The following is a 12,693-nucleotide window of genomic DNA, read 5'->3' on the forward strand; positions in this document are numbered from 1 at the left end:
GTGGGGGGGGGGGGGGGGGGCGGCGGGGCGGGGGGCGGCGGGGGCCCCCGGGGGGGGGGGGGGGCCGCCCGCGGCGGGGGCCCCCGCCGGGCCCCCCCCCCCCCACGACCGGGTCGTCGTCTGCCACGGTGACGCCTGCGCACCCAACACCCTGCTCGCCGACGACGGCACGTGGGCCGGGCACGTGGACCTCGGCGGGCTCGGCGTCGCCGACCGCTGGGCCGACCTCGCCGTCGCGACCTACAGCCTGGGCTGGAACTACGGCCCCGGGTACGACCACCTGGTCTACGAGGGGTACGGGATCGACGAGGACCCGGACCGGATCGCGTACTACCGCCTCCTGTGGGACCTCGGATGAGCGGGACCGGTCGCGGGAGCGGCAGCGGCACCGGCGCAGATGCCGGGGCAGACGCCGGGGCGGGCGCCGTCACCCCCGGCCTGCTCGTCGTGACCGGGCCGCCCGGCTCCGGCAAATCCACGGTGTCCGAGGCCCTGGCCGACCGCTGGGAACCGAGCGTGCTCGTGGAGGGTGACGCGTTCTTCCGCTTCCTGCGGCGCGGGATGATCCCGCCCTGGCTCCCGGAGTCGCACGCCCAGAACGACACCACGACCCGCGCGGCGGCGGCCGCCGCGGGCGGTTTCGCCGCCGGCGGCATGGCCGTGGTCTACGACGGCGTGATCGGCCCGTGGTTCCTGCCCACGTTCGCGCGGTTCGCCGGCGTCGCGGTGCTCGACTACGTGGTGCTGCTGCCGCCCGTGGAGGTCTGCCTGAAGCGGGTCGAGACGCGCACGGGCCACGGGTTCACGGACCTCGACGCCGCCCGGCACATGCACGACGACTTCGTCCGGGCGACGACGCCGCGCTCCGGTAGCGCAGTCACGGACGGTGCCGTCACCGACAGCGCAAGCGCCCCGCCCGGAGCCGTGCTGACCGACCTGCCGGACGACGTCGGCGGGGTTGCCGACGCGATCGTCGCGGCCATGGCCTCGGGCCGGTCGCGCTACGCCGTCGGCGACGCCGCCGACGCCTGATCCGCGCGCCGGGCCCGGTGGGCGGCCTGGGCGTTGCGGTTGCTGCACGTCGTGGAGCAGTAGCGCCGCGACCGGTTGCGGGACAGGTCCAGGACGATCCCCGCGCAGTCGTCGTCGGCGCACACCGCGAGGCGGGAGAGCTCGTCGTCCCGGATCACGTCGATCATCGCCATCGCCGTCTCGACCAGGATGCGCGTGGCGAGCGGCGCATCGCTCGGCACGGCGTGGATGTGCCAGTCGGTGGGCGGGTGCCGCACGAGCTGCGGCACCGCCCCGGCGGTGGCCAGCATGTCGTTCACCAGCGCTACGGCCGCGTCGCGGTCGGCGGTGAGCAGCTCGCGCAGCCGCGGCTGCAGCGCGAGCACCTCCTCCAGCTCGGCCTGCGTGCTGTCGTGCCGCCCCGTGTAGCCCTGTCCGGCGAAGAACGCGTCGAGGTCGGCCACGGTCTCAATCGTGACGGGTGGCTCGCCCGCGTTCACGAGCACGACGGCGGCCTGGAGCGACTCCTCGGTGTCATGAGTGAAAACCACGTTGACACATTACTCGCTCCACCCGTAGCGTCAGGACCCATGGGCGCTGTGACACCTGACATCAACGGGCCGGTCCCCGGCGGGCCAAGCCTCGACGCACCGGCCGCGCGCGGACTCCGCAGGTCCCGCGGGCCCCGTGCCGTCCGAACCGGGCCATCGCGCCGGCTCGCCCTGGGCCTGGTGTTCGCCGGGGCCTCGGCCGTCGCGTTCAGCCTGTCCGGGGTGTTCGCCAGCGGACTCCTGGACACGGGCTGGAGCCCCGGCGCGATGGTCCTGGTCCGCGTGGCGATCGCCACACTGGTGGTGCTGCCGCTCGGCATCGTGTCGCTGCGTGGCGACTGGGCGCCGGTGCGCCGCAACCTCGGGCTCATCGCGGTCTACGGGGCGGTGTCGGTCGCGGGCTGCCAGTTCGCCTACTTCTCGGCCGTGCAGCACATGCCGGTCGGGCCGGCCCTGCTCATCGAGTACACGGCGCCGGCCGCCGTGGTGCTCTGGTTCTGGCTCCGGCACGGTCAGCGCCCGACGCGGGCGACGGTCGGCGGCACACTGCTCGCCGCCGTGGGCCTCGTGCTCGTGCTGAACCTGGTCTCGGGCGCCCCGGGCGCCACAGCCGTCGACCCCGTCGGCATCGCGTGGGCCCTGGTCGCGATGCTCGGCGTCTCGACGTACTTCGTCATCAACGCGAACGTCGACACCGGCTTGCCGCCGCTCGCCCTGGCGGCCGGCGGCCTGACGACCGCGACCGTGGCGCTGGGCCTGCTCGGCGCGACAGGGCTCATGCCGCTGGAGTACAGCACCGCCTCGCCGGTGTATGCGGGCACGGCGGTGCCGTGGTGGCTGCCGCTGGTCGGCCTCGGCGTGATCACGGCAGCGTTCGCCTACGTCGCGGGCATCGCGGCGGGCCGGCTCCTCGGCCCGCGACTGTCCTCCTTCGTAGGACTCTTCGAGGTGGTCTCCGCCATCGGCTTCGCCTGGCTGCTGCTCGGCGAGCTGCCACAGCCGATCCAGCTCGTCGGCGGCGCGCTGATCCTCGCCGGGGTGGTAGCGGTGCAGGCCGGCGAGAAGCGGGTGGACAGCAGGTCCGCGGACGACAAGCCGACCGGGATCGCGCAGACGACTCCCCTGTAGCTCCAGCCCGGCCCAGCCGGCCCGGCCCAGTCCGGCGGTGACGCCGCCCGGCCCGGCGGTCACGCCCAGTCCGGCGGTCACGCCGCCCCGTCCGGTGGCTCGCCGCCGTCGGACCGGACCGCAGGCCTGGCCCGATCGAACAGCTCGGCCGGAGAAGCCGGATCATCCGGCGCAGCAGGGTCGGCAATCGCCCTGCCGTGACTGTCCGTGAACGCCCACCCTCCGATGCCGTCGCGCCAGCGCATCGTGACGCCGGTCGTGTCAACCAGGTCGTGATGGTGGTAGCAGAGCAGCGCGCCGTTGGCCACGGAGGTGTCGCCACCGTCGGCCCAGTGCCGGACGGCGTGGTGGACCTCGCAACGTGACGGCGGCTGGTCGCACGACGGGAAGACACAGTGCCTGTCCCGGGCAATCACCGCTCTGCGCATCTGACCGGTAACCGTTCGGTGCGCCCGCCCGACGTCAAGCACCGCGCCGTCCGAGCCGAACACCACTCGCGTGATGGCGCTGTCGCAGGCCAGGCGACGGAACAGACTCCTGGGCACGACGCTGTCGCGCCCGTCCCCGACCAGTGTCGGAGGCACCGAGCCGAACGCAGCGCCCGCCCGTACGACAGCGAGCTCGTCCGCGGCGCCCGCACGAGCACGAGCGCCAGCACCAGCACGAGCGCCAGCACCAGCCCGCACGCCGGCGCCCACTCCCGAGGTTGCGCCGCCCGCCCGGTCGACCAGTCGTTCCATCTCGTCGAGCGACACCAGCACACTGATGTGCGGGCGGACCGCGGCACCCGCACCGGTCCGGCCGTTGTCGAGCGCGGTGCGCGCCAGGTCCGCGAGCGCCTGCGCGCGGCGCTGGGTCGCCGTTCGATCGTCTCCCGGGGTCGGCTTGCCCATCACCGATCCGAGCGCCGCGCTCAGCGCGTGACCGTGCTCGTCGGTGAGGAACCCCCGGAGATGGAAGCCGCCCAGCGTCTTGGCCAGCTCGAGGTGCTCGCGCTCCTTGGCGATCCGGTATCCCCGTTCGTCGGCATCCGGGTCGGCCTGGTCGGCGAACCTGTCGACGATGCGCCGGAATCCCTCCGGCGTGTTGAGGTCGACATGGCTCAGAAGCAGCTCCTCCCGCGTCATCAGCACGGCCTTCGGCTTCGAGCCATCTGCCTCGCCGCCGTCACCAGGCTCAGCACTCCCGACCACCTCGAGCTCGGTCACGCCCGGGTCCACCAGGACCTCCTCGGCGAGCGCCTCCGCGCGCACCTCCGACGTCGGCGCCTTGTCGATCATCGCGCGCAGCTGCTCGGGCCCCACCCGGCCGGCCAGCGCCCCGGCGAGGGTCGCCGGCAGGTGGGCGGCGAGGCGGCGTCCGGCCTTCACGTCCCGGCTGGCAGTACCGAACCGCACCCCCTCCCGCCGGGACAGCCAGGCGGGAAACGTGCGCGAGCCGTCCGTGGCCCACAGGCCGTGCGTCTCGATCCTGGGCAGCCAGGACACCCGTAGGACGTCGAGGCGGTGCACCGTCCTGCGCAGCACCGGCGACAGAACGGTGAGCCGGTCCGCGACAGCACCAGCACCAGCCAGCTCCTGCGTGTCCAACGCCTCCGGACCTCCCACGTCCACCAGCTCGTCCACGACCCGTTCCAGGTCGGCGACGACGTCCGCCACGTCGCGCGAGGAACCCGCCCCGCCGCCCGCTCTGTGCAACATCCCGCTCACCATGGCCGTCACCTCCCCTCACCAAAGCACGCCACCAAGGACGCCAAGATCAGCCGAACGAGATCACCGTATAGAACAATCGTCCGCAGCGACGGGCAGAAATCAGATCTGTGCACAACCCTCCAAAGAGGCCCCTTGTGGTCGCACTCCCTCGGTGAAACGACGGCGAGAGGGTCTCTCGCCGAGCCGCACCGAGCCGCACCGAGCACCGCCGGACCGCACAGCGACCCACCAGCGACCCACCGGCGAACGCCGCCCCCTCACTTCACCCGCACGCAAGAACGGCCTGCAAGAATGGGCAGCACCATGACCGCGCCCTCCTCGACGACGTCGACAACCTCGACCGCCCCCTCCGCCACCGACCGGCCCGCCTCGTCGCAGGGCGCCCCGAAGCCCGCGGGGACCCTGATCCCGTACCTGCCCGCGCCGACGGGCAAGGACCCCGACCCGGACGTCCTGTTCGAGAGCTTCGGCGAGTGGGCCGCGGCGGGCGGGCGGGCGCTCTACCCGCACCAGGAGGAGGCCCTCCTGGAGGTCATGACGGGGTCCCACGTGGTCCTCGCGACGCCCACGGGCTCCGGCAAGTCGATGGTCGCGATGGGCGCGCAGTTCGCCGCCCTGGCGGCCCACCGCTCCGGGCGCGGCGGCCGCACGTACTACACGGCTCCGCTCAAGGCGCTGGTCAGCGAGAAGTTCTTCGACCTGGTCGCCGCTTTCGGCTCGAAGAACGTCGGCATGATGACGGGCGACTCCGCCGTCAACCCGGACGCCCCGATCATCTGCTGCACCGCCGAGATCCTCGCGAACCTCGCGCTGCGCCGGGGCGACGCCGCGGACGAGACCAACACCGCCGCGGACGACGACGCCATCGCGCAGGTCGTCATGGACGAGTTCCACTACTACGGCGACCCGCAGCGCGGCTGGGCCTGGCAGGTGCCGCTGCTGGAGCTCACGAACACCCAGTTCATCCTGATGAGCGCCACGCTCGGCGACACCACCCGCCTGCGCGAGGACCTGGAGGAGCGCACCGGCCGGCCCGTCGCCGAGGTCGCGGGCGCCGAGCGCCCCGTGCCGCTCACCTTCTCCTACGTGGTGGAGCCGCTCACCGAGGTGATCCAGGAGCTGGTGACCACGCACCGCGCCCCGGTGTACGTCGTGCACTTCACGCAGAAGGACGCCGTCGACCGGGCGCAGTCCCTGCTGTCGATGAACGTCTCCAGCAAGTCGGAGAAGGAGGCGATCATCGAGGAGATGGGCGCCTTCCGGTTCGGCACCGGGTTCGGCAAGATCCTCAGCAAGTTCCTGCGGCACGGCGTGGGCGTGCACCACGCGGGCATGCTGCCCAAGTACCGCCGCCTCGTGGAGCGCCTGACGCAGAAGGGCCTGCTCAAGGTCGTCTGCGGCACCGACACCCTCGGCGTCGGCATCAACGTGCCGATCCGCACCGTGCTCCTGACCAGCCTCGTCAAGTTCGACGGCGAGCGCATGCGCCACCTCAGCGCGCGCGAGTTCCACCAGATCGCGGGCCGTGCGGGCCGCGCCGGGTACGACACCGTGGGCGAGGTGCTCGTCATGGCGCCCGAGCACGTCATCGAGAACCGGAAGATCCTGGCCAAGGCCGGCGACGACCCGAAGAAGCTCAAGAAGATCGTGCGCAAGAAGGCGCCGTCGGGCAGCGTGAACTGGACCGACGCCACCTTCGAGCGCCTGCGCGACGCCGATCCCGAGCCCCTGGTCTCCCAGTTCCGCGTGAACCACGCGATGGTGCTCAACGTGCTGGCGCGCGGCTCCAGCCACGGCGCCGGCCACGGCCACACCGGACACGGTCAGACCGGAGCGACCGACCCGGTGGACGCCATGCGCCACCTCCTGACCGCCAACCACGACTCCGAGACCCAGCAGGCCGAGCACGTGCGGCAGGCGTTCCGCATCTACCGGTCGCTGCGGCTCGCGGGCGTCGTGGAGAAGGTCCGGGTGCCCGACGGCGACGGCGGCCTTCGGCCGTCCGCCCGCCTCATGGTGGACCTCCCCCGCGACTTCGCGCTGAACCAGCCGCTGTCCCCGTTCGCGCTGGCGGCCATGGACCTCCTCGACGTCGAGAGCCCGACGCACGCCCTCGACGTCGTCTCCGTCATCGAGGCCACCCTCGACGACCCCCGCCAGGTGCTCATGGGCCAGCAGAACCGGGCGCGCGGCGAGGCCGTCGCGGCCATGAAGGCCGAGGGGCTGGAGTACGAGGAGCGCATGGAGCTGCTGGAGGAGGTCACGTGGCCCAAGCCGCTGGCCGACCTCCTGGAGCCCGCGTTCCAGACCTACCGCCGCACCAACCCGTGGGTCGCGGACGCCGAGCTGTCGCCCAAGTCCGTGGTGCGCGACATGGTCGAGAAGGCCATGACGTTCGCCGAGATCGTCAGCGTGTACGGGCTGGAGCGCACCGAGGGCGTGGTGCTGCGCTACCTCGCCGACGCCTTCCGGGCCGTGCGCCAGGTGGTCCCCGACGAGCACCGCACCGAGGAGGTGCAGGAGATCATCGAGTGGCTCGGCGAGCTGGTGCGCGGCGTGGACTCCTCGTTGCTCGACGAGTGGGAGCGCTTGGCCAACCCTGTGGACGACGATGCCGACCTCGTGACGGACGGCGAGCTGGCCGACGCCGGGGCCGAGGCGCCCGTGCGCCCCGTCACCGGCAACCCGCGCGCGTTCCGGCGGCTGGTCCGCAACGCGATGTTCCGCCGCGTCGAGCTCGTCGCGCGCGAGGCGTACTCCGCGCTGGCCGCGCTGGACCAGGGCTGGGACGCCGACGCGTGGGGCGACGCCCTGGACCCGCTGTTCGAGGAGCAGGGCGACGACGCCGTCGGCATCGGCCCGGAGGCCCGCTCGGCCGCGCTCCTGACCATCCTGGAGCCGGGTGCGGAGCTGCCGACCAGCGGCATCAGCAGCAGCACCGGCACCGGCGGGGCGGACGGCGAGACCGGCCGCGTCGAGCCCGGCACCTGGTGGGTGCGGCAGGTGCTCGACGACGCCGACCGCAACCGCGACTGGGCGATCACGGCGCTGATCGACCTGGCGGCGAGCGACGAGGCCGGCGAGGTCGTGCTGACGGTGGTCGCCGTCGGGCAGGTCTAGGCCGCCGTCCGAACGCCACCCCGCCCGTCGCCCGGAAACCCCGGGCGGCGGGCGGCGCGCTGTCGCGGGAAGATTTCCCGGTGATTTGCCAACTATTTACCCCAATGCGACCGTGGCATAAACTCCGCTATTGAAGATCCGGTCAGCAGTGCCGCACCGGCACTGCCTGGACACAGGAGTGCCAATGACGACGCACCTGCCCTCTCCCGACCGCTCCAGCTACCGCTCCAGCCACCGACACCGACACCCGCGTGCCCGGCGGACGCTCGCCCTGCTCGTCTCGACCTGCCTCGCCGCCGCCACGGCCGTCGCGGCGGCGGCGCCCGCGACCGCCGCTCCCCAGTCGGCCGCTGCACTGCCCGCGGCTTCCCTGCCCGCCGCTCCCCTGCCCGCCGACGGCCCCGGCGTCGGCACCCCGTGGGTCGTGACCCTCGGGGACTCCTACATCTCCGGCGAGGCCGGCCGCTGGGCGGGCGCCTCCAACAGCGACTCCGACCGTGCCGACGCCCTCGGGCCGACCGCCTACTACGACAACGCCGGCGGCACGGGCGAGACCATCGCACGGTGCCACCGCGCCTCCTCCGCCGAGGCCCACATCGGCGGCGGCGTGAACGGCCTCAACCTCGCCTGCAGCGGGGCCACGACCGCCACCTCGACCGGCACGAACTTCAAGCCGGGCATCGACTTCTACGAGGGCTCCGCCGGTAAGGGCCAGGCCCGCATGCTCCAGGAGGCGGCCGCCACCCGGAACGTCCGCATGGTCGTCGTCTCGATCGGCGGGAACGACTTCCAGTTCGCGAGCGTCGTCCAGAGCTGCGTGGTCAACTTCCTCACCTCGCCGACCTGGTGGAAGAACTACTGCCACGACGACAGCTCGGTCACGGCCAACTTCACCGCCTCGAACATCGCCACGATCCGGGCCCGGGTGGCGGGCGCGCTCCGCAACGTCGCGACCGCGATGAGCAACGCCGGGTACAGCACCGGCCAGTGGACCCTGGTGGTCCAGACCTACCCGTCGCCCGTGCCGAACGGCTCCGGGATCCGCTACTCGGAGTCCGGCTACACCCGCCAGTCCACGGGCGGCTGCGGCCTGTGGAACCGGGACGCCGACTGGGCCAACTCCACGGCCCTGCCCACCATCAACGGCGCGCTGCTGGGCGCCGCCTCCGACGTCGGGCTGCCGAACGTCCGCACTCTCGACATGACGCACGCGTTCGACGGCAAGCGGCTGTGCGAGACCGGCGTCGGGCTCTACGAGGAGGTGGGCCTGCCGAGCTGGCAGTCACCCGGCGCGGTCGACCGGACCGAGTGGGTCAACCAGATCCGGACGGTCAGCACGATCGGCGACTCGCCCTACTACGTCCAGGAGTCGCTGCACCCCAGCTACTGGGGGCAGCTCGCGATGCGCAACTGCCTGCGCCAGGTCTGGAACGCCGGCAACCCGCGCAGCGGAAGCTGCACCGTCGGCAACCTCGGCACGGCGAGGCTGAGCCCGACGGGCGAGCCGCTCATGTCGCTCCACTGACCCGGCCCCACGACGTGTCAGACGTACAGGTCACCCGGGTGACCTGCACGTCTGACCCGTCCGGGGCATGGCGGGGTCAGAACAGGTCCAGGACTCCGCGGCCGAGGGTCGCGAAACCGCCGACGTAGGCGAGCGTCACGAGCACCTTGCGCGTGGCGCTCGCCGAGATCCGCCCCACGAGCAGCTCCCCCAGCCCGACGGAGGCCAGGAGCGCGACGCCGATCGTCACCCACTCCCAGACCGCGAAGGCGGGGAACGTGGCGTCGGCGAAGAGGAGCTTCGCCGTCATCGCGGCGATCGCGTTGGTGAGGAAGATCGGCTGGGCGGTGGCCGCGAAGTCGCGCGGGTCCCAGCGGTCGAGCACGGAGTAGACGGCGATGGGCGGGCCGCCGATCCCGGCGGCGACGCTGCCGAACCCCGCCGCCGCGCCCGTCACCAGGAGCGGAAGCCGAGCCTCCGGCGCGAAGGGCCGCTCGGCGCCGCGCAGGCGGGAGGTCACCAGCGCGAGCGTCATGGCGACCACGACGACGGCGCCCACGCCGATCTCCAGGGCGGACGCGCTCGCGTCCCGGATGACCAGGGCCGCGGGCACGCTCATCGCGACCGAGGCGCTCACCAGCCAGCCATAGCGGCGCCAGTTCACGCGGCGGATGGTGCGCCCGAGCACGAGCAGCGCCATGACCGCGCCCACGAGGTTGACGAACAGGACGCCCTCGATCGGCCCGATGAGCAGCACGATGAACGGCCCGGCGACGAGCCCGAAGCCCATTCCCGCCACGCGTTGCAGGGAGCCCCCGACGAGGATGGCGAGGACGAGGAGGGCGAGCACGCCCCCTACGCTAGCCACGTAGTTTCCGACCGGACTCCGCGGGAATGAGTTCGCTGCAGGGGCCGACGACGGCGTCCGTACCGCAAAACCGTTGCGCCGGCGAGCGGCCCGCACGGCACAATCGCGTCGTGGCCAAGAACTCGAAGTCCGCCCGCGCCAGCCACGGGACGCCCGCCGTCGTGACCCTCGAGAAGTCCGGCGTGCCGCACACGCTGCACCCCTACGAGCACGACCCGTCGAGCGAGCTCAGCTACGGCATGGAGGCCGCGGAGGCGATCGGCGTCGACGCGCCGCAGGTGTTCAAGACCCTGCTGGCCGACGTCGACGGGAAGCTCGTGGTGGGCATCGTGCCCGTGGACCGCAAGCTGGACCTCAAGGCGCTGGCCCGCGCGGCCGGGGGCAAGAAGGCCGCGATGGCCGAGCCCGCGGCGGCCGAGCGGGCCACCGGGTACGTGGTGGGCGGCATCTCGCCGCTGGGGCAGAAGACCCGGCACACCACGGTGCTGGACGAGTCAGCCGAGGCGTTCGACGTCGTCTACGTGTCCGGCGGCCGGCGCGGGCTCGACGTCGGCCTCGCGCCGGCCGACCTGCTGACGCTCACGAACGGGACGACGGCCCCGATCGCCCGCGACTGAGCCGGAGCCGCAGGCTCAGTCGCCGACAAAGCACCGCGTGGTGCTCAGGCCGCCGCGGCCTGCTTGCGGTACGTCGGCAGCAGCGCGTCGCTCGGCACGATCTGCTTGCCGAGCGGCATGAGCGAGACCGGGATGAGCTTGAGGTTGGCCCAGGCCATCGGGATGCCGATGATCGAGATCACCAGCGGGATCGCGGTGATGATGTGCCCCAGCGCGAGCCACCAGCCGGCGACGATCACCCAGATGACGTTGCCGATCAGGGAGAAGATGCCGGAGCGGGGGCTCTCGATGACCTCGCGCCCGAACGGCCACAGGGCGTATCCCGCGATGCGGAAGGACGCGACGCCGAACGGGATGGTGACGATGAGCAGGCAGCAGATGATCCCCGCGAGCATGTACCCGAGCCACAGCCCGAACCCCGCGAAGATGACCCAGATGATGTTCAGCAGCGTTCTCATGGGACCCATCCTTCCGTAGAGCAGCAGGTCACGGAACCAGGCACCTCCCTGATCCGACCCTGAGCGTCCCGGCACGATCCGGGACTCCGCCGGGCCCGCACGCAGGCTCCCGTCCAGTCTGCCGACGTCCGCCTGCCCCGGCACCCCGAAATAGACTCGGCCCGTGCCCGACCAGCCCCAGCCCGCCACCCAGCCCCCGGCAGCACAGCCCTCGGCAGCCGAGACCCCGGCAGCCAAGCCCTCGGCAGCCGAGAACCCGGCAACCCAGCCCCCGGCGACGCCGCGCGAGCCCGCCCCCGGCACGGTCGCCGACCGGCTCGCGACCGTCCGGGGCCGGATCGCCGCAGCCGCGGACGCCGCCGGGCGCCGCCCGGACGAGGTGCGGCTGCTGGTCGCGACCAAGACGCAGACGGCGGACGCCGTGCTGGAGGCGCTGGCCGCGGGCGTCGACCTGATCGGCGAGAACCGGGTGCAGGAGCTCGTCGCGAAGGCGCCCGCCGTGGCCGGCCGGCTGGCGGACGGCACGCTCCAGGTGCACATGATCGGTCACCTGCAGCGCAACAAGATCAACCAGGTGCTGGCCACCGCCACGGGCCTGGAGACGCTCGACTCGCTCGACCTGGCGCGCGCGATCTCGGACCGCTGCGTGCGCGACGGCCGCACCGGCGACACCGCCCTGGACGTGATGGTGCAGGTCAACGTGACCGGTGAGGACAGCAAGTCCGGCGTCGGGCCGGACGACGCCGGAGTGCTCGCGACCGCCGTCGCCGCCCTGCCGGGCCTGCGCCTGACCGGGTTCATGACCATCGGCGCGCGCCTGGAGGGGGCGTCGGAGCAGACCGTCCGCGCGGGGTTCGCCCGGCTGCGCGCGATCCGCGACGAGGTGCTCGCGTCGGGGGCGCCGGGGACGGGTTCCGCGACGGAGCTGTCGATGGGCATGACCGGCGACCTGGAGCTCGCGATCGTGGAGGGCGCGACGATCGTGCGGGTCGGTACCGCGGTCTTCGGCCCGCGCCCGGCGCCGTGACCGCTACCACTCTTTGACCCAGGTCACAGACGCGCGACCATCCCGGCGGCTAACGTTTTCGGGTTCCCCCCGACCCCGCCGACTCCTTGGAGTGATAGAGCCATGTCCACCGTCACCGTGCTGCGGCCCGCCACCGACGCCGACATCTCTCACCTGGTGAGTCTGAACAACGCCTCGATCCCCGCCGTCCCGGACACCCCGGCCGACGACATGACCGAGCTGCTCGACGCGTCGTCGCTCGCCCTGGTCGCCGTCGACCCGCAGGCGCCCGCGGAGCCGCTCGGCTTCGTCGTGGCGCTCGAGGGCGGCGAGGACTGGGCGGGCGAGAACTACGCCTGGTTCGAGGAGCGCGGCCTGGACCACCTGTACGTCGACCGCATCGTGGTGGGCGAGGGCGCCCGCGGCCGCGGGATCGGCCAGCTCTTCTACGACGCCGTGTTCGACGCCGCCCGGACCGCCGGCCACGACGTCGTCACCTGCGAGGTCAACCTGAACCCGCCGAACCCCGGGTCGATGCGCTTCCACGGCCGCCTCGGGTTCTCCGAGCGCGGGCAGCAGCTCACCAAGGGCGGCGACGTGCTGGTCGCCAAGCTCGCGGCCGACGTCCGCTCCGCGGGTCCGCGCCAGGCCGTCGCGGCCTGACCCACCAGAAGCGGCGAGGTCGGCAGTCGGCTTCGGGATCGGCACAGGCCCGTGC

The 12,693-nt window shown here is 72.8% G+C and carries 12 protein-coding genes; 8 read left to right on the plus strand and 4 right to left on the minus strand.

Going from position 1 to position 12,693, the window contains the following annotated elements; all coding sequences use genetic code 11:
- Together ACFWEJ_RS20275 and ACFWEJ_RS20280 are read left to right on the plus strand one after the other, a co-directional pair.
- Positions 1-358 (plus strand): phosphotransferase (locus tag ACFWEJ_RS20275; RefSeq protein WP_377230998.1); only part of this gene is annotated, 358 nt, incomplete at its 5' end.
- Positions 355-1,032, plus strand: a complete 678-nt coding sequence (locus ACFWEJ_RS20280; RefSeq protein ID WP_377230999.1) for an AAA family ATPase — start codon at positions 355-357, stop codon at positions 1,030-1,032. The genes ACFWEJ_RS20275 and ACFWEJ_RS20280, both read left to right, overlap by 4 nt.
- Here the strand turns inward: ACFWEJ_RS20280 and ACFWEJ_RS20285 are convergent.
- Complete coding sequence (locus ACFWEJ_RS20285) at positions 1,002-1,562, minus strand: CGNR zinc finger domain-containing protein (protein ID WP_377231000.1); 561 nt, start codon at positions 1,560-1,562, stop codon at positions 1,002-1,004. The two genes, ACFWEJ_RS20280 and ACFWEJ_RS20285, sit on opposite strands and share 31 nt — an antisense overlap.
- 39 nt (positions 1,563-1,601) lie before the next feature.
- Between ACFWEJ_RS20285 and ACFWEJ_RS20290 the strand changes: the two genes are divergently transcribed.
- Positions 1,602-2,690 carry a DMT family transporter gene (locus ACFWEJ_RS20290; protein WP_377231001.1) on the plus strand — a complete coding sequence of 363 codons (1,089 nt, stop codon included), beginning with the start codon at positions 1,602-1,604 and terminating at the stop codon, positions 2,688-2,690.
- A 77-nt stretch (positions 2,691-2,767) separates the two neighbouring features.
- Here ACFWEJ_RS20290 and ACFWEJ_RS20295 read toward each other — a convergent pair whose 3' ends face one another.
- The gene (locus tag ACFWEJ_RS20295; RefSeq protein ID WP_377231002.1) at positions 2,768-4,177 is read right to left on the minus strand and encodes a DUF222 domain-containing protein; all 1,410 of its coding nucleotides are present in this window, start codon (positions 4,175-4,177) and stop codon (positions 2,768-2,770) included.
- 528 nt (positions 4,178-4,705) lie between these two features.
- On the opposite strand from ACFWEJ_RS20295, the gene ACFWEJ_RS20300 reads away from it, so the two are divergent.
- On the plus strand, positions 4,706-7,522 hold the full coding sequence (locus tag ACFWEJ_RS20300) for a DEAD/DEAH box helicase (protein WP_377231003.1): 2,817 nt from the start codon (positions 4,706-4,708) through the stop codon (positions 7,520-7,522).
- 184 nt (positions 7,523-7,706) lie between these two features.
- Entirely contained in the window at positions 7,707-9,047 is a 1,341-nt protein-coding gene (locus tag ACFWEJ_RS20305) for a hypothetical protein (protein ID WP_377231004.1), read from the plus strand.
- A gap of 76 nt (positions 9,048-9,123) precedes the next feature.
- Here ACFWEJ_RS20305 and ACFWEJ_RS20310 read toward each other — a convergent pair whose 3' ends face one another.
- Complete coding sequence (locus tag ACFWEJ_RS20310; RefSeq protein ID WP_377231005.1) at positions 9,124-9,876, minus strand: TSUP family transporter; 753 nt, start codon at positions 9,874-9,876, stop codon at positions 9,124-9,126.
- Positions 9,877-10,004: 128 nt separating this feature from the next.
- Between ACFWEJ_RS20310 and ybaK the strand changes: the two genes are divergently transcribed.
- Entirely contained in the window at positions 10,005-10,511 is a 507-nt protein-coding gene (gene ybaK, locus ACFWEJ_RS20315) for a Cys-tRNA(Pro) deacylase (RefSeq protein WP_377231006.1), read from the plus strand.
- 44 nt (positions 10,512-10,555) lie between these two features.
- On the opposite strand, the gene ACFWEJ_RS20320 is transcribed toward ybaK, so the two are convergent.
- A complete protein-coding gene (locus ACFWEJ_RS20320; protein WP_377231007.1) occupies positions 10,556-10,969 on the minus strand; it encodes a YccF domain-containing protein in 414 nt (137 codons plus the stop codon).
- A gap of 163 nt (positions 10,970-11,132) precedes the next feature.
- Here ACFWEJ_RS20320 and ACFWEJ_RS20325 point away from each other — a divergent pair, with 163 nt between their 5' ends.
- Together ACFWEJ_RS20325 and ACFWEJ_RS20330 are read left to right on the plus strand one after the other, a co-directional pair.
- Complete coding sequence (locus tag ACFWEJ_RS20325) at positions 11,133-11,996, plus strand: YggS family pyridoxal phosphate-dependent enzyme (RefSeq protein WP_377231008.1); 864 nt, start codon at positions 11,133-11,135, stop codon at positions 11,994-11,996.
- Positions 11,997-12,098: 102 nt separating this feature from the next.
- Positions 12,099-12,638 carry a GNAT family N-acetyltransferase gene (locus tag ACFWEJ_RS20330; RefSeq protein ID WP_377231009.1) on the plus strand — a complete coding sequence of 180 codons (540 nt, stop codon included), beginning with the start codon at positions 12,099-12,101 and terminating at the stop codon, positions 12,636-12,638.
- Positions 12,639-12,693 lie beyond the last annotated feature (55 nt).

The organism is Promicromonospora sp. NPDC060204, from assembly GCF_042728455.1.
Lineage (GTDB): Bacteria > Actinomycetota > Actinomycetes > Actinomycetales > Cellulomonadaceae > Promicromonospora.